This is a genomic window from Bradyrhizobium sp. (genome assembly GCF_049586575.1).
Taxonomy (GTDB): domain Bacteria; phylum Pseudomonadota; class Alphaproteobacteria; order Rhizobiales; family Xanthobacteraceae; genus Bradyrhizobium.
Genome location: NZ_JBAVCF010000293.1, coordinates 1 through 20,038 on the forward strand (window position 1 = coordinate 1; position 20,038 = coordinate 20,038).

Sequence of the window (20,038 nt, forward strand, 5' to 3'; positions counted from 1 at the left end):
CAAATACGACCTGATGCGCGATCTCGCTCCGATTGCGCCGCTCAATGTCGCGGACCTCGTGATGGTCGTGCATCCTTCGGTGCCGGCAACCACGCTGAAAGAATTCATCGCGCTCGCCAAATCCAAGTCGGGAAAACTGAACTACGCCTCCTCGGGCCAGGGCACGCCCTATCACATGGCCGGCGAGTTGTTCAAAGCCATGGCCGGCGTCGACATCGTCCACGTGCCCTATCGCAGCAGCGGCGAGGCGCGAAACGGGGTGATCGGCGGACAGGTGCAGATGATGATCGATTCGGTCACCACCATGGCTCCCAATGTCATCGCGGGCCAGGTGCGGGCGCTGGCCACAACGGGCAAAGTGCGTTCGACCACGCTGCCTGACGTGCCGACGGCGGACGAAGCGGGCTTGCCGGGCTATGAAGCCACGATCTGGCTCGGGCTGATGGCGCCGAAGGGAACGCCGCAGCCAATCATCGACAAGCTCAACAAGGCCGCGAACGACGCGATCAAGCGGCCGGAGACCATCAAGCTGTGGGCCGATCAGGGCGCGGTGCCGATGTCGATGACGCCGGAGGCGTTCGACAAATTTCTGCGCGGCGATATTCTGAAATGGGCCGATGTCGTCAAACGATTCCCGGACAAGCCATGAGCCAGGTCTGCCTGATCAAGATTCTGCTGATTTCAATGTTGCCGATCTAATGCCGAACATCCGCTTCCGTCTCAACGGCGTCGAGACCGAGACCGACGCCGATCCCGATACCCCATTGCTCACAGTCCTGCGCGGCCAGATCGGCCTGACTGGTCCACATTTCGGCTGCGGCGCCGGCGAATGCGGCGCCTGCAATGTGCTGATCGGCGATCACGCGGTGACTGCCTGCGATACGCCGTTGTGGTCGGTCGCCGACAAGGACGTCACCACCATCGAGGGCCTCGGCAATGAGCAGCAGCCGCATGCGCTTCAGCGCGCCTTCATCGCCGAGCAGGCGATGCAATGCGGCTACTGCCTCTCCGGCATCATGATGAGTGCGGCTGCCTTGTTGAAGCAAAACTCCAACCCGACCGGCGCGGACGTAAAATCCGCACTCGACCGCAATCTGTGCCGCTGCGGTTCGCATAATCGCATGGTGCGGGCCATATTGCGTGCCGCAGCCGAGATGCGCGCGTCATGACGACCAAACCGGCATTGCCGCCGAGTCTCGCGGCGAATCCCAAGCTGTCGTCGTGGATCAACTTCGCCGCCGACGGCAAAGTGGTGGTCTCGCCCGGAAAGGTCGAAATCGGCCAGGGCATCGTCACGGCGCTGGCGCAAATTGCCGCCGATGAACTCGGTGTCGATATCGCCCGCGTGCAGATGGTGCGCACCTCGACGTCGGGCAGTCCCAACGAGGGCGTGACATCAGGCAGTCTCTCCGTGCAGCATTCCGGCCGCGCGATCCGTTTTGCCTGCGCGGAAATCCGGCAGATTTTTCTCGATACCGCAGCCGATCGGCTTGGCGTCGGTTCCGACGTGCTCGCCGTCAATGACGGGGTCATCACCGGCCCCGGCAATGTCTCGACGAGCTATTGGGAACTCGCGGGCGAAATTTCACTCGACCGTGACGCAACGCCGGGCGCTATCCCGAAATCGTCGGCGCAGCGGACGATTGCCGGAAGTTCGCTACAGCGGCTCGATATTCCCGACAAGGTTTTCGGCCGCCCGCGCTTCATCCACGATTCCCTTCTACCCGGCATGTTGCATGGCCGGATATTACGGCCGGAGCTTTCGCGCGCGCGACTGGTCGAGTTGAACGAAGACGGCGCGCGCAAGGTCGGGGGGCTGGTCGCGATCGTGCGCGACGGCAATTTCACCGGGGTCATCAGCGAAACCGAGGAAGGCGCCGAGGCCGCGCTGGCGGCCTTGCGCAAGGGCGCGACGTGGGCATCAGGCGAAACGCTGCCGGATGAAGACAATTTTGCCGAATGGCTGAAAGGCCAGCCGGCGGTATCGACCGTGATCGCCGACAAAAAAGCCGCCTCGACGGCTGCAAAGGTACGCACGGTCAAACAGCAATATAGCCGCCCCTACATTGCACACGGCTCGATCGCGCCGTCTTGCGCCATGGCGCAATGGGACGGCGATCGCGTGCGGCTATGGACCCACAGCCAGGGCGTCTACAATTTGCGCTCCGATCTCGTGCTGGTGCTCAAGTTGCCACGCGAGAACATCATCGTCGAACACATGGAAGGCGCCGGGTGCTACGGTCACAACGGCGCCGACGACGTCGCGCTTGACGCTGCGCTATTGGCGAAGGCCGTGCCCGGACGGCCGGTGCGTGTGCAGTGGTCGCGCACCGATGAGATGTCGCAGGCGCCTTTTGGCGCGGCGATGACCGTTGAAGTCGAGGCCGATCTCGACGCCGAGGGCGAGATCGTCGACTGGCGCCACAGCATCTGGGGCAATGGCCACACCGCGCGTCCCGGCCGCGCGGATCAGCCCACGCTGCTTGCCGCGACCGAACTCGCGACACCATTTCCACGCGCCATCTCCGTCGACCCGCCTCCGACAAGCGGCGGCGGCTCCGACCGCAATTCGGTCCCGCTTTATGATTTTCCGTCCTGGCACGTCGAGTCCCATCGTCTCACCATCATGCCGATCCGCACCTCCGCGCTGCGAACGCTTGGCGCGCAGGGCAATGTGTTCGCGATCGAATCCTTTCTCGACGAACTGGCATTTGAACGCGGCGAGGATCCGGTCGCCTTCCGCCTGCGTCATCTGTCCGATCCCCGATCGAAAGCTGTGATCGAGGCGGCCGCGCGACGCGCCAACTGGAAACCGGCGAAACAAGACGGCACCGGTTATGGCATCGGCTTCTCGCGCTACAAGAACACCGGCGCCTATTGCGCGGCCGTGGCCGAGGTCGAAGTTGCCGAAGACATCCGGGTCAAGAAACTGACGCTGGCGGTCGATGTCGGCGAAGCCGTCAATCCGGACGGGGTCCTGAACCAGATCGAGGGCGGCGCCATCCAGGCGACAAGCTGGGTGCTGAAGGAACGGGTTCGCTTCGACTCCACCCGCATCACCAGCAATTCCTGGACGGAGTATCCGATCCTGCGCTTTTCCGAAGTGCCGGACGTGGATGTCGAAATCATCTCGCGGCCGGAAATTGATCCCGTCGGCGCCGGCGAGGCCGCGCATGGCCCGGTGACGGCCGCGATCGCGAATGCGGTGTTCGATGCGCTCGGGGTGCGCCTTCGCCACCTGCCGATCACCCGCGATCGGCTGATCGCGGCGATGGAGCTTTCTTCATGACGAGTCTGAACATTCTGAGCGGCGGCGCGGCGCAGGGCCTGGTCGGCAACGTCGCCGCAAAATTCAAGGAGAGCACCGGCCTCGACATCACAGGCGATTTCGGCGCGGTTGGCGCGATGGCCGACAAGCTGCGAAACGGTACGCCCGCCGATATCCTGATCCTCACCTCGGCGCTGATCGCAACGCTGGCGCGCGAGGGGCTTGTCGGCGCGAGCTCGATTGCGGATGTCGGCCGGGTCGAGACGGCGTTGGCGGTTCGCGACACCGATCCGCTGGTCTCGGCGAGCGATGCGGCAAGCCTGCGTCACGCATTCCTGCAAGCCGACGCTATTTTCGTGCCGGACACCAAAGCATCCACGGCCGGCATTCACGTCGCGAAAGTCCTGGCTTTGCTCGACATTGCCGACGAAGTCGCCGGCCGCTTGAAGATTTACCCCAACGGCGCGACCGCGATGCGTCACATGGCCAGTAGCGATGCCACTCGCCCGATCGGCTGCACCCAAGCCACTGAGATCATCGCGACCAAAGGCACCAAACTTTCCGGCGCGCTGCCGAAAGGATGCGATCTCGCCACGGTCTATACCGCGGCCATCACAAGCAAGGCCACGCATGCGCGCGAGGCACAAATCCTCATTGATCTGTTGACGGCCGCGGATCAAGGCCACTTGCGCGAACGCGCGGGATTTTTGCCTGTTTAGCAACTCGGCGCGAGTTCCGGGCCTCACGGTCGATCGCACAACCCCGTGACGCCGCGTAACAACGCCGCTCTTTTTTCAGAACATGGATGCTGGAAGCGGCTCTCGCGCAAAGCCATCCCCGAGTGATCGACACCGGCCGTGTGGCCGGTATTCTTGCGGCAAGTTCCCGGTAATCAGCCGAAGCTCTCGCTGCCAACTCAATTCCGCGCAAAGGAGACCCTTACGTGAATAACCAAGACGATCGACAAAAACTGCCGATCAACCGGCGCGCTTTCGTGAGCATGTTGGCTATTGGAGCCGCAAGCACTCTCATCCCCGGCGCCGCCGCGGTTGCAAATCCCACTCCTGCAAAGATATCCAACGTCGTTCTCGTGCACGGGCTGTTTGCAGACGGTTCATGCTGGTCTGAGGTGATCGCACGATTGCAGGCGGCAGGACTGAATGCCACAGCGGTGCAGAATCCGCTGACAACGCTGCCTGAAGCGGTCGCTTCGGCCGAGCGCGTGCTGGCGCGAATGGACGGTCCGACAATTCTGGTTGGACATTCGGATTCGGGCGCGCCTGCGCGAGGATAAAAATTGCTACCGAACCAGAGAGGCCTTCTGCGCTAGCACGCTGATTTCCTGGAAGCGAGCTCGCGATAGCGTTCGCGGCTCTTGAGGAGATGCCCGCGCATGGCATCCCTCGCCTTTTTCGGCGAATGGGCGCCGATCGCCTGAAAGATCGCCTCGTGCTCCTTCTCGATGCGGCCGAGATATTGCCGCTGGCCTTCCGCGCTGCCTTCAAAGGAACGAATGCTTTGCCGCGGAATGATCAGGCGGCCGAGGAAATCCAGAAATTCGACGAAGCGGCTGTTTTGGGTAGCGGCTGCAACCGCCTGATGGAACGCGAAATCCTCCTTGATCGCGCGCTCGCCGCCGGAAATGGCGCGGCTGAACAGGCGATGCGCCTCGCCGATCGCCTTGATCTGTACGGCCGTGGCCCGTTCGCTGGCAATCGCGGCGGCTTCCGATTCCACCGCCATGCGTAACTCCAGGATATCGAGCACGCTGTCGAGCGAACCGAGGCCTTCGGGATCGATCGCATAAGGTTGCCGGCCGGCGTCGCGATCGACGAAGGCCCCTGCCCCTTGCCGCGTGATGACGAGGCCGCGCGCCCGCAACGCCGCCACCGCTTCGCGCACCACCGTGCGGCTGACGCCCATGCCCTTCATCATTTCCGCTTCCGAGGGCAATTTGGCGCCGACCGGCAGCTTTCCGGACATGATCTGCTCGGCCAGCCGGTCGACGACCTCTGAACTCAGGCTTTTCGGCGCGCCGACAGGGCGGAGCAGACTCGCGCGCTGACGCTGCACGCTATCGGTCGGAGGCGAGCTTGACGAAACTTGTCGGGTCATCGTACAAGTTTAGCACAGCCCCGGCGAGCCGGCAAATCCACAGGAATTGATTTCGGATTTGTTGCGAATGTTAGAATCATAGGACCGCTAGCCAAACCAGATTTCTAGTGGAGTTTGGATTTGACATTGGCTTTGGGAAGCCGTGGCTAGACGAGTAGCGAATGTCAAATCCACTGCCACTAGCAACGATAAAACAGGTCAGGAAATGACCGCGTATTGGGCACCACCGGGAGGAAAGCAATGAAGCGTCGCGATTTCATGAAGCTTGGTGCGGGTTTGGGCGTCGCAGGTGTGGCAGGCGGCCTGTCCTTTGACGCGAACGCGCAGACGAAGGCGGTGTTCAAGGCTTCCGACGTCCAGCCTCCCGGCTATCCGACGGTCGCCGCCACCGAAAACCTCGGCAAGAAACTCTCCGCTGCCACACAGGGCCGGCTGTCGATCCAGATGTATCCCTCGATGCAGCTCGGCGGCGAAAAGGAAACCATCGAGCAGACCCAGATCGGCGCGATCCAGATGTCGCGCGTCAGCGTCGGAACGATGGGACCGATCGTCGACGACATCAACGTCATCAACATGCCCTTCCTGTTCAAGAGCACGGCGCATGCGGAAAAGATGATGGATGGCCCGATCGGCCAGGAGTTACTCGACAAGATCACTGCGAGCCCGAACGCCAACCTCGTCGCGCTCTGCTGGATGGATGCCGGCGCGCGCAGCCTCTACAACACCAAACATCCGATCAAATCGATCGAGGACGTCAAGGGGTTGAAGTTTCGCGTCATCGGCAATCCGATCTTCATCGACATGATGAACGCGCTCGGCGGCAATGGCGTCGCGATGGGCTACGATCAGGTTTTCAGCGCGTTGCAGACCGGCGTGATCGACGGCGCGGAGAACAATCTGCCGAGCTACGTCTTCTCCAACCACTATACCGCCGCCAAGTATGTCACCCTGACCGAGCATCTCGTGATCCCGGAGGTTCTCGTCTTCTCCAAGCGGGTCTGGAGCGGCCTTTCCGCCGGCGATCAGAACCTCATCAAGAAATTTGCCCGCGAGGCCCAGCTGGAGGAACGCGGGTTCTGGAACGACTATGAGCAGAAGGCGCTGGAGAAAGCCAAGGCGGCCGGCAGCCAGATCGTCGTAATCGCCGACAAGACGCCGTTCCAGAACGCCGTCAAACCGGTGTGGGACAAGTACGGTCCGAAATATCAGGACATGATCAAGCGCATTCGGGCGATCGCCTGACCGTTCGAGGCACACGGATACCTCGCAGCCATCGGCACGAAGCAATCCGGAAACACAGGCGTCGCAGGATTACCAAATTGCCTGAACCGCTGACGCTCCTCGCAACTGATATCCGTGAGTGGTTTTAGCCTGATTTGAAGTCGTCAACCGGGGAGCGTTAAGGCTATGGCCGCCATATATCGCCGCGCAATGGACGCCCTCTATCTGCTGTGCGTAATCGTCGGCTGCGTTGCGCTGGTGCTGATCTCGGCGATCATTCCCTGGGCGGTATTCACCCGCTACGTACTCAACAGCGCGGCATCCTGGCCCGAACCGCTCGCGGTTCTCCTGACGATCGTGCTGACCTTCATCGGCGCGGCCGCAGCCTACCGGCTCAACCTGCACATGAATGTCGGCTATTTCGCCAATCAGGCGCCGCCACCCTTTCGCAAAGCGCTCGATCTGCTGGTTCAGCTCCTGATGGCGCTGATCGCGATCTTCATGGTCGTGTGGGGCGAACGGTTGGTCGACGTGACCTGGCACAACACGATTGCGGAATTCCCCTTCCTGTCGGTCGGCGTCACTTACTTGCCGATTCCGGTCGGAGGCTTCTGCCTGCTGCTGTTTATCATCGAGCGGGTATGGCTTGGGGCGCCGCCCGATCCGCTTCCTTCGCACGAAGTCGTGCCGGTCGACTGATCGAAGGGGAAGCAGGCCATGGATATTTTCGTTCTCCTCGCCACCATGATCTTTTGCTTCGTCATCGGCATGCCGATCGCCTACTCGCTGGCGTTCGCGGCGATCGCGGGCGCCTGGTCGATCGGCATTCCGCTCGAAGCCGTGATGCTGAAAATCTCCGACGGCGTCAGCAAGGTCGCGATGCTGACGATTCCGTTCTTCGTGCTGGCCGGCGCGATCATGGCGGAAGGCGGCATGGCGAAGCGGCTGGTCGCTTTCGCTGACGTCCTGGTCGGGTTCACCCGCCTGCGCGGCGGGCTTTCCATCGTCAACGTGCTTGCCACCACCTTTCTCAGCGGCATTTCCGGTTCGGCGGTGGCCGATACGTCGGCGATTGGATCGGTGATGATCCCGCAGATGGAGAAAACCGGATTTCCGCGGGTTTTCGCCACCAACCTCACCATCACCTCCTCGGTTCAGGCGCTGCTGGTTCCCCCAAGCCACAACGCCGTGCTCTATTCGCTCGCAACCGGCGGCACGATCTCGATCAGTGCCCTTTTCATGGCCGGCGTATTTCCCGGCCTCCTGCTCGGCTTTTCGTTGATCATTCTCTGCCTGGTGTTCGCCTACCGCGACGGCCATCCGCGCGGCCAGACCGTGCCGGCCAAGGACGCGATCCGCATCACGATCGACGCCGCCTGGGGCCTCATCACCCTTGTGATCATTCTCGGCGGCATTCTCGGCGGTATCTTCACTGCGATCGAGGCCGGCGCGGTGGCCTGCATCTGGGCGTTCTTCGTGACCATGTTCATCTACCGCGACTATCGCTGGCGCGATCTTCCCGTGCTGCTGCACCGGACATTGCGCACGGTCGCGATGGTGCTGACGCTGATCGCCTGCGCGTCCAGCGTCGGCTATGTGATGGCGCTGACCCAGATGCCGGCCAAGATGACGGCGTTCTTCCTGTCGATCTCGAGCAACAAGTACGTCATCCTGTTCCTGATCAACATTCTGCTGCTGGTGCTCGGCACGCTGGTCGATATGGCTCCGTCAATCCTGATCGCGACGCCGATTCTGTTGCCGGTGATGCAGAACTTCGGCGTCGACCCCGTTCATTTCGGGATGATCATGCTGCTCAACCTCGGCATCGGCCTGTGCCATCCGCCGGTCGGATCGATCCTGTTTGTCGGCTGCGCGGTCGGCAAGGTGTCGATCGAAGAGGTGATGAAGAAGATCTGGCCGTTCTATCTCGTCATGTTCCTGGTCTTGATGGCCGTCACCTACGTCCCCGAAGTCTCGCTGTGGCTGCCGCGGCACGTGCTGCGGTAGCAATCCATGCGACGCAAATCGTTGCTTCTCTATTAGCACTGCACGCCCGCCCCCGAGGCTGCGTCCCCGACGACATGGTTTAGGTTTCCCTAATCCGACCTCTCAATTGCGCAGCGATACGCGACCGGCACTTTAAAAGGTCAGGCGTATCTTTGCCCGCGGTGGGAGAAAAAAACGGCGGGGGCCAACAATGACCATCGAATTCTTTGTCTATCCGATCGTGACATTCCTTGCGGTCACCTCGATCGCGAAACTCATCGAACGCCGGCGCGACGTGCTGTACGGACCCTATATTGTGGGCCGCAAGACCGCGCTGGGCGATCTGCGCGACCAGTTCGACGCGGTCATGACGGCGATCGGCTTGCGCCGGGAATACGGCCGTCTGGCGGTGAAGTTTGCGACCGTCAGCATCTTCGCCTCAGCGATCATCGGCTGAGCAAAACCGATGAGCCTGCTCGACCAATCCCGTGACACGCAGCCAGGACTGAAGATCGTCTGCGAGGTCTGCGGCAATCTGTCGATCAAGCCGATCGACCCCGCTGATGCCGGCGACGGCGCCAGCGTGCACTGCCGGCGCTGCAACGCCGTGCGTGGAACGATTGCCGATCTCCGCGCGCTGGCGCGCCAGTCGACCGGCGATTTCGAGTTCTAGCTGGCGCCGCCCATTTGAAGTTCCTGCAAGCGCAGGCGGCAAATTCAGTTCAGGAACTTCAAATGGAACGCGGCACTGGAATCAAATAAGTCTGCCAGTGCCCATGACTTTCCGAAGTTCGTGAAAGGTGGCCGCTGAGGCGGAGCACGAGCTTTCGGAAAGTGGGCACTAGAGCAGCCGGAATTCAATATTGGCGAGGCTGTCGGTTGGGGTCTCGGCCGGCCGCGGACGGAAGCGCAAACGATCCGTCCTCACCGTCAAATGCTCCCGCAATTCGATTTCGCCTTGCCTGATCCGGTTACGGATCTCGCGGCGGTCAAAAGCGGTTAGCGTCGGGACTGCGAGTTCGCGCCAGGCCTCGCGCTGCTCGGTCATCAAGGCTTCGATCTCGCCGCTCAGGATATCAAGCTCAATCATGGCTCCGCCCCCCATCTTGAGAAGAGACGGTTTAGTCTTCCCCAGAAATGGTTAACGAAATCTTTACAGCCGCCTTCTTCCAGCTCGGGCAGCGCCGACGTCGGGCTCGTTCGCTTTGCGCCTTCGTGTGACAATTCCGCTCGGTGAGCGTCAGAGCCGCGCGACCCTTGTTTTGACCCCTGCTGCCCGTTTTGCTATGGGCGTCCCCATAACAATAATTCGCGGGAGGCTTTCGCTATGGTCGATCGCCGGACGTTCACGACTCTGCTCGCCGGCACCATCGCGGCTCCCACCCTAGCTTTCGGCAAAACCATGACATCCAGGAACGTGTTCTATTCGGCCGTGGGTCCGGAACTGACGGCCTATGGCGTCGACGTCGACGACGCCACATTGTCAAAACAAGGCACGGTATCGACGCCGGCCAATATCCAATATGCGTGGCCACATCCCTCCAGGCGATATCTCTATGTCGTTTCCAGTAGCGGCGGACCGGCTGCGGGAGACACCACTGGAAGCACGCATGTCGCCAATGCGTTTGCGATCGATCCAGCTACCGGCGCGCTGAAGCCGCATGGCGAGGCGGTGAAGCTTGCCACCCGGCCGATTCATGCGAGTGTCGATCGTTCTGGCCACTATCTCCTGACGGCCTACAACAAGCCGTCCAGCCTCACCGTGCACCGCATCAATGCCGACGGCACGCTCGGCGACCGTGTCGAACAGCCGAACAAGCTGGACACCGGCATCTACGCCCATCAAATCCGCGTCACGCCCGACAACAAGCATGTCATCCTGATCACGCGCGGCAACAACGCACCGTCGGACAATCCGGTCGATACCGGCTCGATCAAGACTTTCGCCTTCAAGGACGGCGTGCTGACCGACCTCGCGGCGATCGCGCCCGGCGACGGAATGCATTTCGGACCGCGGCATCTCGACTTCCATCCGACCAAGCCGTGGGTCTATGTCTCGATCGAGAGCCAGAACCAGATCGCGGTCTACAAGCTCGACGATGCGACCGGCCTCTCGCGCAATCCATTGTTTACGATGAAGAATACGCTCAGCGATCCCGATTCGAAGCTGCGGCAGGCCGCCGGCCCCATCCATGTCAGCCCCGACGGCCGCTTCGTTTATCTCACTAACCGCGCCTGGTGGACCATCGACTTCGAGGGCAAGAAGGTGTTTTCGGGCGGGGAGAATTCGGTCGCGGTCTTTTCCATCAATCAGACGACCGGCGAGCCTGCCTTGATCCAGAACGCCGATGGCCACGGGAATTACCTGCGGACGTTCAATATCGATCCCTCAGGCAAGCTTCTCCTCGCCGCACCGCTGTGGGCGATGGCGATGCGAGACGGCAGCACGGTAACGGCGGGCCTTGTGCTCTACCGTGTCGGCAGCGACGGCAAGCTGACCTTTGCGCGCAAATACGACATCGACGCCTCGGAACAAAAGCAGCAGTTCTGGGCCGGTATGGTAACGCTGGCGTAAGACAATTCGGAGGAAACCATGTCCGACCACTCCTCATCATCTCCCCCAACAATCTCGCGCCGCGCCCTTCTCGGCACTGCGGCAGCGATGGCCGCCACGCCCGCACTCGCCGAGGAATGCCGGATTGGGCCGCCCCCGCACGAAAAAGGCGCGAAGGTCTGGATGGACATGGATCAGGTCGAACTGGACGCGGCCTTCGAACAGTCCGTCTACGCGCCGATGGTCGCCCAGTTCCGGAAGCGATTCGCTTCAAGCAGCGAGACGACGCGCAGGCGGCTTGGCCCGCCGAAGCGACTTGCCTATGGGCCGACGCCGGTCGAAGAACTTGATGTCTATCCGGCGAAATCAGCAAAAGCGCCGATCTTCGTATTCGTGCATGGCGGACGATGGCGATATGGGCAGGCAAAGAACTACGCCTTTCCCGCCGATCTCTTCGTCAACGCCGGCGTCAACTTTGTCGCGCTGGATTTCGTCCAGGTCGAGGCGGCCAATGGCGACTTGAGGCCGATGGTCGACCAGGTCCGCCGCGGCATCGCCTGGGTTTACAAAAATGCCGCCAGCTTTGGCGGCGACACCAGGCGTTTCTATGTCGGCGGCCATTCCTCCGGCGGACACCTCGCCGGCGTCGCCGTGACGACCGACTGGCAGAGAGATTTCGGCCTGCCTGCCGACATGATCTCCGGCGGCCTTCTGATGAGCGGCCTCTACGATCTCAAGCCGGTGCGGCTTTCCGCGCGCGGCAAATACATCAAGTTCGATGACGACATGGAGCAGCGCTTAAGCTCTATCCGGCACCTCGATCAGTTGCGCGCGCCGATTACCGTGACCTACGGTACCTTCGAGACACCGGAATTCCAGCGGCAATCGCGTGATTTTGCCGCCGCCGTCAAAGCCGCCGGCAAGCCGGTCGAGCTTCTCGAAGCGCCCGACTTCAATCATTTCGAGATGTGCGAAAGCCTCGGCAACCCTTACGGCCCGAACGGATTTGCCGCGCTCAAGCTGATGAAGCTTGCTTGAGCGTCTCCCGCGTGGGGCTATCGGCCTTTCGAAAAGCGCTGCGAATAAAGCGCTGCGCCGGCGCCTCGAAATAGCGGAACGCGAAATAGGACAACAGCAGCGTCGTCAGGAGATAGACGGCAAACAGCGCGCCGTCATAGACGGGAACCGGACGCCCCGCGACCGCAAAGCCCAGCACGATCGCGATCTGAATCGGAAAGTGCAGGAGATAGCTTGAGTAGGTCATGTTGCCGGCCGCCACGATCGCCCCCTGCATCATTCGCGGCAATTTGATCTCGCGTGACAGGCAGAACAGCAGGATCGGCGTAGCGGCTACAAATAGCGGGAAATCGAAGCGGTCGAATTGGGCGCGCGCCGCATAGGCCACAAGCAGGACGATCGCTGCCACGAGCCAGGCGCAAGCCTCGATTTTCCTCCTGAAACGCGATGCATCGACGGCCCGCCGCACGATAGCCGCCAGCCCGCCGATATAGAACAGCGCAAGGCAATTGGTAAGCTGCCCGCTGAGATCCGACCACGCCGCGCCCAGGCACGCCGCGACGACGACCACATTCAGCAGCCATGACCGCGTCGCGCGCAGCATCAGGAAGAACAACAGATAGACCAGCACCTCGACCGACACCGACCAGATCGGCCCGTCGAAACTGTAGCCGTGCACGATGCCCCATTCGCTCGCCATGAAGAGCTGCGCGAGAAAGTGCGGCAGGTCGTTATCCTGATAGACGAAGAAACATCCCCGCAAGTTGAAATAGGCCGACTGCAACAGCGCGACGAGGAGCAGCGTCATCAGGTGCAGCGGATAAAGCCTCGAGAAACGAAGCGTGAAGAATTTCCAGCCGCCGATGGAATGCTCCGCTATGGGGTCGCGGTATTTCCAGAAGAAGATAAATCCGCTGATGCACCAGAAGACCCAGACGCCATAGGCGCCGGACTCGTGAAGCGCGCGCAAGAAGCCGTAGAGCGGCAGGCGCTCCGGCACCAGATCAACCGGTTTGTCGGCGACAAAGGACAGGTGACGATAGTGGAAGATGAGAATGGAAAACGCCGCGAGGAAGCGCAGTGCTTCCAGCCCAACCAGCTTGTTGGTTTCCCCGGAGTCGGCCGGCTTCAATGCGAGCTGCATGTCCCTCGCACTCCCTTCAGGACCGCGTCCTCCCACACCGCGTAGCCGGCGGCATCAAGATGGACGCCGTCGATCGTGTGCGGGGCCGGCATCGGCGGCAGAGCGGCGAAGGTCGCGCCGCCCTTCTCGGCCAGCGCAGGCAGCGCGGCGTTAAAGGCATCGATGCGCTTCATGGTCTCGGCCTGATAGGCCGCCGGCATGCGCCCGCGCACTTCGATTGAGGGAATGCCAAGTACGGAGAGATGATCCGTCGCGCCTCTGAGCTGGGCGAGCAGTGACCCGTAATTCGCTTCGAATTCCTCGCGGCTGCGCCCTTGCAGCGCGTCATTGGTGCCGAGCGCAACCACAATGGCGGCGGCGCGCCGGCCACTGAGCGCCTCCATCAGCCATGTCCCGAGATCGCTTATCGTGGAAGCGCCATCCAGTCCTGCATTGACGACAGCGTGACCGCAAAGCGATCGCGGCAACGTCGAGGCTTCTGTGATGCTGTCGCCGAGAACGATGATCGGCTGATCGGCCCGGCTGAACGTGTAGTGCAGAATAACCTGGCGCGCCTGCCGATGCGACTCGGTCACGGCTTCCTTCCTGAAATACGACGCGCCGGCCGCCAGCACGCCGATCGCCAACACCGCTAGTGCGGCGGATTTGACATTCGCTTTGGTGCTGCCGCAAGTGCTCATGGCGAATGTCAAATCCAAAGCTGCACTGGAAATTTATAGTCGCCAGTGCCCCTTCGGGTTTCCGACGTTCGTAAACGAACCTCCCGAGACACCGTACGAATGTCGGAACCAACACACCAGTCCAATGCGAGCGCCTTTCATGTCGCCACCGTGCATCATCCACCAAGGGCCGAAAATAGCCGGGAGGTTCTTAAAATATCATTCGCCGCGCCGGGGCGGATTCGAGCTCAATCCCGCCGTTGACAGCGCCAAGCTTGACAGCCACGGGCCGAAGGCCCTCACAATGCCCAAAACAACACGAGAGGGAGCGCCATGGCGCGAAAACTGATCGATATTTCGGTGCCGCTGCAAAACGACGTGCCGGCCGATCCGCCGGGCATCAATCCGCGCATCGAATATCACGACCATCAGCAGAGCCTGCCGCGCATGCTCGGATTTTTTCCGGGCCTCAAAGCGCAAGACCTGCCGGACGCTCAGGGCTGGGCGATGGAGACGGTGCAGCTCTCGACCCATAACGGCACCCATCTCGATGCGCCCTACCACTATCATCCGACCATGAACCGCGGCGAGCGCGCCTGGACCATCGAGGAAGTTCCGCTCGAGTGGTGCCTTCAGCCCGGCGTCAAGCTCGACTTCCGTCACTTTCCCGACGGCTATGTTGCGACCGCCAAGGACGTCGAAGCCGAACTCAAGCGCATCGGTCACACGCTGTCGCCGCTCGAAATCGTCGTGGTCAATACTAGCGCTGGCGCCAAATACGGTCGGGCGGACTTCGTCAATTCCGGCTGCGGCATGGGCTATGAGGCGACGATGTATCTTCTGGAACGCGGCGTTCGGCTGACCGGCATCGACGGCTGGAGCTGGGACGCGCCGTTCGTTTTCACCGCGAAGAAATATGCCGAGACCAGGGATGCGAGCCTGATCTGGGAAGGCCACAAGGCCGGACGCCATATCGGCTATTGCCACATCGAGAAGCTGCACAATCTGGAACTGTTGCCCTCCACCGGCTTCACGGTCTCCTGCTTTCCGGTGAAGATCGAACGGGCTTCGGCGGGGTGGACGCGCGCGGTTGCCATCATCGATGAGTAGCTCGCTCCGATAAGCCTGCTTCAGGTCGCGCCATGCCGAACAACCCGCTCTACAACGTGCTGCTGCTGAACGACGACGAAACGCCCATGGAGTTTGTCGCGCAGGTGCTGCCGGGCGCCATTGGCGAAATAGATCGTCGTTAATGGAATGTTAACGACAATCTCGGCAATGTGGACGGGTTTCGCCCTTCGGTGGTGCAACAGGCCCCTGTAGAAGCGCTGCTCAGGCCAAGGAGCCGCGGCCACAGATATGGCAGCGTGTGTATCCTCGAGCGTTGGGTCTGCAACAGCGTCTTGCAAAGGTGGCATCCGCATGAAGACTTTCGTTCCAGCCGCCCGTGTACAGTCTCGAACGGCGGCCGGATTGCAGATCGTGCGACGGCTCCGCGAGCCGGACACGCCATCCACGGATCGCTTCGGCTTGCGCGAGATACACCGCTGCGAGGTCTGCGGAACCGTCGCCCTGCAGTCGGTACTCGATCTTGGCACGCATCCCATGTGCGACGATCTGGTTTCCGCCGGCGAGACGCGCATCTGCAGGGATTATCCGATCGAAATCCTATTCTGCGATACCTGTTGCACCGCACATCAGCATTATCAAGTTCCCAAGCAGGACCTGTTTCCGCAGTCCTACCACTATCGCGCCCGCCAGACCCTCGACGTGCTCAACGGCATGCGCAATCTCGTTGCCGCCTGCACCGCAAGATATGGCGACCTTCGCGGCAAGAAAGTGCTGGACGTCGGCTGCAACGACGGCAGCCTCCTGTCGATCTTTGCCGAACAGGGCGCAGAGACCTTCGGTATCGAGCCGACCGGCGCCGCCGCCGATGCATCCGCCGCGGGGCACTGCGTATGGAACGCATTTTTCACCGAAGACGTCGCCACGCGCTTCGTCGCCGAATTCGGCCAACCCGACATCATAACCTTTACCAACGTGTTTGCGCATATCGAAGACCTACCGGACGTGATCCGGGCCTTGAATGCGCTGTCCAATCCATGCACGAAGATCGTGATCGAGAACCACTATCTCGGCTCGATTATTTCCGGCCGGCAGTTCGACACCTTCTACCACGAGCATCCACGCACCTACAGTGCGACGTCGTTTCAGTTCATCGCCAGATCGCTCGGAATGTTCATTTCGCAAATCGAATTTCCCAGCCGTTACGGAGGCAACATCCGGGTGTTTCTGAGCGGTGCGTGGAATTCCGAAGAATCTTCCGTGACAAACTCAGCGGTGTTCGAGCGCGAACGCGGCTTCGGCGATGCCCTCGCAAGATTACCCGGAGAGATCGCCCGCTGGCGCGCCAGAAAGACGGCGGAAATCAAATCCGCGGTCAGACGATACGGCCCGCTCGCGGGTAAGGCGTTTCCGGGCCGAGCTGCTATCCCCATCAGACTGCTGGGTCTCGATCACACCTCGATCAGCGCGGTATACGAAAAACCCGGCTCGGGCAAGATCGGACATCTCGTTCCGGGTACGCGGATTCCGATACTCTCCGACAACAACTTCCCGAGCAACGACCGCAACAAGCCGCTCGTCAATATGGCTTGGCACATCGCAGACGAGATCGAAACCTATCTGCGCAGCCGCGGGTTCACCGCCGAGATCATCAGGATCATTGCGCCGGACGATTTCGCCACGTGAACGTCACGATCCTCGGCTCCGGCTTCGGACTCTACGGCTACCTCCCAGCCCTGCACGCGCTACCTTGTCGCGTCGTGCTTCCGGAGCGATATCGCCCGATCATCCGGCGCCGCGCCGAGTTATCGGGCCTTGCGGACAATATCGTCTTTGTCGCTAACGACGACGAGGCGATTGATCTGGCCGATGCGCTCGTCATTGCGCGCAGGCCTGCCGATCAGGCCGGCGTGATCTCACAACTCTGCCGGCGAGGGAAATTGCGGCGCCTGCTGCTGGAGAAGCCGCTGGCGCCGGATCCGGCAGCCGCGGCGCAGCTGTTCGACCAGATCGAAGCATCGGGCAAAATCGTCCGCATCGGCTATCTGTTCGGCCACACTGACTGGGGCCGCGGCTTGATCGCCCGCGCGGCAGAATTGCGCGGCGACCTTCATGTCCGATGGCTGTTCCGTGCCCATCATTACGCGGTCGACCGGTCGAACTGGAAGCGAGCGGAAGCCGAAGGCGGCGGCGCCCTGCGGTTCTATGGCATCCAGTTCGTCAGCCTGCTCGCCGCGCTCGGCTTCGATCATGTGCTGGCGTCCCGCATCCGGGCCACCCGACCCGGCGAGGCCGAGAGCTGGGACGCAACGCTGGTAAACCGCAACGGCGCCCGCTGCCTTCTCGAGCTCAAATCCAATGCGGCGGAAGCCGAATTTGCCATCACTGCGCCTGCCGACAACATTACAGTCTCCCGGCACGATCCCTTCACCGCCGCCGCGGACGATCAAGACCGCCGGGTCCCGTTACTGGTCGGAGTTTGCCGCGAATTTCTGACCAGCGAGGCAACGACGGCTCCGTCTGACCGGAAGTCCATTACACTGTGGCAGGCGATCGAAGACGTCACTAGGCGCGAAATCGTGCTTTAGCTTTGACCTGCCGCCGTCGGCCCGGCGTGCAGTCGTGCTGCACACCAATCGCGCCACATCGCGCGATAGGCTGTTTCCATATCGCCGGCAAACGCCGCAAAATCCATCATTCGGCTCGCGCGCATTCTCCGCCTGAGATCGCCGCGGATTGCACGCAACCGCGACGCATCGCCCGCCAGAGCGACCGCAAGCTCAACGTAAGCGGCCTCATCGTCGGCGACCAACTCCGGCAAGCCGACATTGTTCAGGATCGTGACGCCCATCCGCGCGGTGAAATACTCGCCTGCGACGGAAACAACAGGGACGCTCATCCAAAGCGCATCCAGCGTCGTCGTCCCGCCATTGAACGGAAACGGATCAAGAGCGATGTCGATCCTGTTATAGAGCACGTATTGATTCGACGGCCTGCGAGGCTCGAGAATCACTCGATCGAGCGGCAGGCCAAGGCGTTCAAACCGCGCCTCGGTCTCGCGGCGAAATTCCACGCCGTCGATTCCGATTATTTCGAGCAACAGACGCGCATCGGGAATGCGGGTAAGGATTTCGGCCCAGCGCGCCAAGGTGCGATCGGTCACCTTCGTGAAATTGTTGAAGCAACCGAACGTGACAAAGCCGTTATCGTCGAACGGCGGATGATCAATCGGGTCGGCGATGTGGATGCGAGGCTGATAGCAACAGAAGGTCGACGGCAAACGCCACAGCGTTTCCGTGTTGAGATTCTCAGTCATTCCCGGCGGATCGGCGTATGGATCGGTGATCCGGTAGTCGATCGCGCCAACACCTGTCGTGGTGGTGAAGCCGAGCCAGGTCGCCTGAATGGGCGCCGGCTTGCGGGCGAAGACGAGCAGCCGGTTGGCGGCCATGTGACCCGACAAATCGACCAGAATATCGATGCCGTCAGCTTCGATCAGATCGGCGACGGCATCGTCCTTCATCGCGACAATATTGCGCCAGTGATCGAAACTGTCTTTCAGACGCGCGGTGACTGCGTCCTCCACGTGCATATTGGCGTAGGCAAAGAATTCGAAATCGACCTTCTGGTGATGCCGCAGCAGCGGCTCGAAGAAATAACTGACGGCATGCGTGCGAAAATCTCCCGAGACATATCCGACCCGAAGCCGCCGGTCGGGATCGGCCGGATTGGCGAACGGACGGCGCCTCAACAGCGGCGCGGCGATGTCGCGATCGAACTGGCGAGCTTGATCAACCAATACCTGATGCGGAACCTCGTCGGCATAACCGAGCAGCATGATCAAATTGTTATGCGCGTCGACGAAATCCGGCTTCAGCCTGATTGCCGCGCGATAGTTCTCGATCGCCTCCGCGATCTTGCCGCGGGCCTTGAGCGCGCTCGCAAAATTACTCAATGCGCTGACATAGTCCGGCTTGAGCCGGATCGATTCCCGGTATTGCTCCACGGCTTCGTCCAGCCGGCCGGAATGATGGAACGCATTGCCGAGATTACTGTAGGCTTCAGCCAGATCGGGCTTCTGCCGGATCGCTTCGGTCAAGTGCGCGACGGACCGATCGAGTTCGCCCCGCTCAAATAACATGGCGCCGAGATTGTTGTGGGCGTTGGCCGCGTTGACACCGCCGGCAATCACGATTTCGTACTGCCTGACGGCATCGTCGAAACGGCCCAGCGATTGATAGAGATTGCCGAGGCTCGTCAACGCTTCGGAGAAGTCGGGTTGCAGTTCGAGGGCATGCGCAAAGGCCTGCAAGGCTTCCTCATTGCGCCCGCACGCCGCCAATGCATCGCCAAGATTGGAATAGAGCGCCGGAATATCGCCGCCCAGGCGGATGGCTTCACGGATCAACTGTACCGCCATCTCGGCGCGACCTGTTCGCGTCGCGACCTGACCGATCATGTGCAAGCTCTCGACATGGCCGGGATTGGCCTTGAGCGCCGCCGTATAGAATGCTTCGGCTTCATTCAGCCGTTCGGCCGCGTGATGATCCAGGGCGATCCGATAAAGTTCGACGCAGTTAATCCGCGAGCTTAAAGCGGCTATCTCCGGCGTAGAAAATCCGCGCGACGCTGCCCGTTCCAGCACGGCGCGTGCGTCGCCGACCGCGCCGATCAACAGCAACGCCTCTGCAAAGGAATGCCAATACTGGCTCTGCCACGGATCTGACTGCAAGGCTGTGCTCAGGAACGAAAGAGCGGATTTCGGCTGCCCCTGGCGCACGGTCAGGGTGCCGAGCGCATGATTGGCCTCCGGATGGTTCGGCTCGGCTTGCAGAACGCTGCGGAACAGCCGTTCGGCGTTTTCGATGCGCCCGGCATCGAGATGCGCAAGGCCCTTGCGGACAGCCTTGTTGCTGGGACGAACGGGTGAGTTCATTGGCTGGATGACGCTTGGTAAGAAGCCATGCGCAAGTCCTATCATTGATTCGGGAAAGGACCTGACAGGC

Annotated in this window: 20 protein-coding genes and 1 pseudogene; 16 read left to right on the forward strand and 5 right to left on the reverse strand. The window is 61.3% G+C overall.

Annotation, left to right across the window (positions count from 1 at the left end):
- The 5 genes and pseudogenes from WB528_RS11295 to WB528_RS11315 all read left to right on the forward strand — a co-directional run.
- Nucleotides 1-649: tripartite tricarboxylate transporter substrate-binding protein (locus tag WB528_RS11295; RefSeq protein ID WP_423888496.1), on the forward strand; the 649-nt coding region annotated here is incomplete at its 5' end.
- A 49-nt stretch (nt 650-698) separates the two neighbouring features.
- Nucleotides 699-1,169: a (2Fe-2S)-binding protein gene (locus tag WB528_RS11300; protein WP_423888497.1), complete on the forward strand. Its 471-nt coding sequence runs from the start codon at nt 699-701 to the stop codon at nt 1,167-1,169.
- Nucleotides 1,166-3,289: a molybdopterin cofactor-binding domain-containing protein gene (locus WB528_RS11305; RefSeq protein WP_423888498.1), complete on the forward strand. Its 2,124-nt coding sequence runs from the start codon at nt 1,166-1,168 to the stop codon at nt 3,287-3,289. Before WB528_RS11300 ends, WB528_RS11305 begins: the two co-directional genes overlap by 4 nt.
- Nucleotides 3,286-3,987, forward strand: a complete 702-nt coding sequence (locus tag WB528_RS11310) for a molybdate ABC transporter substrate-binding protein (RefSeq protein WP_423888499.1) — start codon at nt 3,286-3,288, stop codon at nt 3,985-3,987. The genes WB528_RS11305 and WB528_RS11310 overlap by 4 nt, the downstream gene beginning before the upstream one ends.
- Before the next feature lie 251 nt (nt 3,988-4,238).
- Nucleotides 4,239-4,544, forward strand: a pseudogene (locus tag WB528_RS11315) (alpha/beta fold hydrolase); the annotation flags it as partial.
- A gap of 50 nt (nt 4,545-4,594) precedes the next feature.
- Here WB528_RS11315 and WB528_RS11320 read toward each other — a convergent pair.
- Entirely contained in the window at nt 4,595-5,383 is a 789-nt protein-coding gene (locus WB528_RS11320) for a FadR/GntR family transcriptional regulator (RefSeq protein WP_423888500.1), read from the reverse strand.
- A 240-nt stretch (nt 5,384-5,623) separates the two neighbouring features.
- Here WB528_RS11320 and WB528_RS11325 point away from each other — a divergent pair, with 240 nt between their 5' ends.
- From WB528_RS11325 to WB528_RS11345, 5 genes are all read left to right on the forward strand, one after another.
- On the forward strand, nt 5,624-6,625 hold the full coding sequence (locus tag WB528_RS11325; RefSeq protein ID WP_423888501.1) for a TRAP transporter substrate-binding protein: 1,002 nt from the start codon (nt 5,624-5,626) through the stop codon (nt 6,623-6,625).
- A 165-nt stretch (nt 6,626-6,790) separates the two neighbouring features.
- Nucleotides 6,791-7,303 carry a TRAP transporter small permease gene (locus tag WB528_RS11330; RefSeq protein WP_423888502.1) on the forward strand — a complete coding sequence of 171 codons (513 nt, stop codon included), beginning with the start codon at nt 6,791-6,793 and terminating at the stop codon, nt 7,301-7,303.
- Nucleotides 7,304-7,321: 18 nt separating this feature from the next.
- Nucleotides 7,322-8,611 carry a TRAP transporter large permease gene (locus tag WB528_RS11335; protein WP_423888503.1) on the forward strand — a complete coding sequence of 430 codons (1,290 nt, stop codon included), beginning with the start codon at nt 7,322-7,324 and terminating at the stop codon, nt 8,609-8,611.
- Nucleotides 8,612-8,801: 190 nt separating this feature from the next.
- The gene (locus WB528_RS11340) at nt 8,802-9,047 is read left to right on the forward strand and encodes a hypothetical protein (RefSeq protein WP_423888504.1); all 246 of its coding nucleotides are present in this window, start codon (nt 8,802-8,804) and stop codon (nt 9,045-9,047) included.
- Nucleotides 9,048-9,056: 9 nt separating this feature from the next.
- Nucleotides 9,057-9,263: a hypothetical protein gene (locus WB528_RS11345; RefSeq protein WP_423888505.1), complete on the forward strand. Its 207-nt coding sequence runs from the start codon at nt 9,057-9,059 to the stop codon at nt 9,261-9,263.
- A gap of 168 nt (nt 9,264-9,431) precedes the next feature.
- Here WB528_RS11345 and WB528_RS11350 read toward each other — a convergent pair whose 3' ends face one another.
- Nucleotides 9,432-9,680, reverse strand: coding sequence for a hypothetical protein (locus WB528_RS11350; protein ID WP_423888506.1), 249 nt, complete (start codon nt 9,678-9,680; stop codon nt 9,432-9,434).
- Between the two features lie 237 nt (nt 9,681-9,917).
- Here WB528_RS11350 and WB528_RS11355 point away from each other — a divergent pair, with 237 nt between their 5' ends.
- Both WB528_RS11355 and WB528_RS11360 read left to right on the forward strand, forming a co-directional pair.
- Nucleotides 9,918-11,165 (forward strand): lactonase family protein, encoded by a 1,248-nt coding sequence (locus tag WB528_RS11355; protein WP_423888507.1) that lies wholly within the window; start codon nt 9,918-9,920, stop codon nt 11,163-11,165.
- Between the two features lie 18 nt (nt 11,166-11,183).
- Nucleotides 11,184-12,182 (forward strand): alpha/beta hydrolase, encoded by a 999-nt coding sequence (locus tag WB528_RS11360; RefSeq protein WP_423888508.1) that lies wholly within the window; start codon nt 11,184-11,186, stop codon nt 12,180-12,182.
- Here WB528_RS11360 and WB528_RS11365 read toward each other — a convergent pair.
- Together WB528_RS11365 and WB528_RS11370 are read right to left on the reverse strand one after the other, a co-directional pair.
- Nucleotides 12,160-13,305 carry an acyltransferase family protein gene (locus WB528_RS11365; protein WP_423888509.1) on the reverse strand — a complete coding sequence of 382 codons (1,146 nt, stop codon included), beginning with the start codon at nt 13,303-13,305 and terminating at the stop codon, nt 12,160-12,162. The two genes, WB528_RS11360 and WB528_RS11365, sit on opposite strands and share 23 nt — an antisense overlap.
- Nucleotides 13,290-13,985, reverse strand: coding sequence for an SGNH/GDSL hydrolase family protein (locus WB528_RS11370; RefSeq protein WP_423888510.1), 696 nt, complete (start codon nt 13,983-13,985; stop codon nt 13,290-13,292). The genes WB528_RS11365 and WB528_RS11370 overlap by 16 nt, the downstream gene beginning before the upstream one ends.
- A 312-nt stretch (nt 13,986-14,297) precedes the next feature.
- Between WB528_RS11370 and WB528_RS11375 the strand changes: the two genes are divergently transcribed.
- From WB528_RS11375 to WB528_RS11390, 4 genes are all read left to right on the forward strand, one after another.
- Nucleotides 14,298-15,074, forward strand: a complete 777-nt coding sequence (locus tag WB528_RS11375; protein ID WP_423888511.1) for a cyclase family protein — start codon at nt 14,298-14,300, stop codon at nt 15,072-15,074.
- A 32-nt stretch (nt 15,075-15,106) separates the two neighbouring features.
- The gene (locus WB528_RS11380; protein ID WP_423888512.1) at nt 15,107-15,217 is read left to right on the forward strand and encodes an ATP-dependent Clp protease adaptor ClpS; all 111 of its coding nucleotides are present in this window, start codon (nt 15,107-15,109) and stop codon (nt 15,215-15,217) included.
- A gap of 169 nt (nt 15,218-15,386) precedes the next feature.
- On the forward strand, nt 15,387-16,718 hold the full coding sequence (locus WB528_RS11385) for a class I SAM-dependent methyltransferase (RefSeq protein WP_423888513.1): 1,332 nt from the start codon (nt 15,387-15,389) through the stop codon (nt 16,716-16,718).
- Entirely contained in the window at nt 16,715-17,620 is a 906-nt protein-coding gene (locus WB528_RS11390; RefSeq protein WP_423888514.1) for a Gfo/Idh/MocA family oxidoreductase, read from the forward strand. Before WB528_RS11385 ends, WB528_RS11390 begins: the two co-directional genes overlap by 4 nt.
- Here WB528_RS11390 and WB528_RS11395 read toward each other — a convergent pair.
- Nucleotides 17,617-19,968: a tetratricopeptide repeat protein gene (locus WB528_RS11395; protein ID WP_423888515.1), complete on the reverse strand. Its 2,352-nt coding sequence runs from the start codon at nt 19,966-19,968 to the stop codon at nt 17,617-17,619. The two genes, WB528_RS11390 and WB528_RS11395, sit on opposite strands and share 4 nt — an antisense overlap.
- Between the last annotated feature and the right edge of the window lie 70 nt (nt 19,969-20,038).

Coding starts and splice junctions, on each gene's coding strand:
- WB528_RS11360 (WP_423888508.1), top strand. CDS start 11,184: ATGTCCGACCACTCCTCATCATCTCCCCCAACAATCTCGCGCCGCGCC.
- WB528_RS11365 (WP_423888509.1), bottom strand. CDS start 13,305: ATGCAGCTCGCATTGAAGCCGGCCGACTCCGGGGAAACCAACAAGCTG.
- WB528_RS11310 (WP_423888499.1), top strand. CDS start 3,286: ATGACGAGTCTGAACATTCTGAGCGGCGGCGCGGCGCAGGGCCTGGTC.
- WB528_RS11340 (WP_423888504.1), top strand. CDS start 8,802: ATGACCATCGAATTCTTTGTCTATCCGATCGTGACATTCCTTGCGGTC.
- WB528_RS11320 (WP_423888500.1), bottom strand. CDS start 5,383: ATGACCCGACAAGTTTCGTCAAGCTCGCCTCCGACCGATAGCGTGCAG.
- WB528_RS11330 (WP_423888502.1), top strand. CDS start 6,791: ATGGCCGCCATATATCGCCGCGCAATGGACGCCCTCTATCTGCTGTGC.
- WB528_RS11370 (WP_423888510.1), bottom strand. CDS start 13,985: ATGAGCACTTGCGGCAGCACCAAAGCGAATGTCAAATCCGCCGCACTA.
- WB528_RS11375 (WP_423888511.1), top strand. CDS start 14,298: ATGGCGCGAAAACTGATCGATATTTCGGTGCCGCTGCAAAACGACGTG.
- WB528_RS11305 (WP_423888498.1), top strand. CDS start 1,166: ATGACGACCAAACCGGCATTGCCGCCGAGTCTCGCGGCGAATCCCAAG.
- WB528_RS11385 (WP_423888513.1), top strand. CDS start 15,387: ATGAAGACTTTCGTTCCAGCCGCCCGTGTACAGTCTCGAACGGCGGCC.
- WB528_RS11300 (WP_423888497.1), top strand. CDS start 699: ATGCCGAACATCCGCTTCCGTCTCAACGGCGTCGAGACCGAGACCGAC.
- WB528_RS11325 (WP_423888501.1), top strand. CDS start 5,624: ATGAAGCGTCGCGATTTCATGAAGCTTGGTGCGGGTTTGGGCGTCGCA.
- WB528_RS11335 (WP_423888503.1), top strand. CDS start 7,322: ATGGATATTTTCGTTCTCCTCGCCACCATGATCTTTTGCTTCGTCATC.
- WB528_RS11350 (WP_423888506.1), bottom strand. CDS start 9,680: ATGATTGAGCTTGATATCCTGAGCGGCGAGATCGAAGCCTTGATGACC.
- WB528_RS11380 (WP_423888512.1), top strand. CDS start 15,107: ATGCCGAACAACCCGCTCTACAACGTGCTGCTGCTGAACGACGACGAA.
- WB528_RS11355 (WP_423888507.1), top strand. CDS start 9,918: ATGGTCGATCGCCGGACGTTCACGACTCTGCTCGCCGGCACCATCGCG.
- WB528_RS11395 (WP_423888515.1), bottom strand. CDS start 19,968: ATGAACTCACCCGTTCGTCCCAGCAACAAGGCTGTCCGCAAGGGCCTT.
- WB528_RS11345 (WP_423888505.1), top strand. CDS start 9,057: ATGAGCCTGCTCGACCAATCCCGTGACACGCAGCCAGGACTGAAGATC.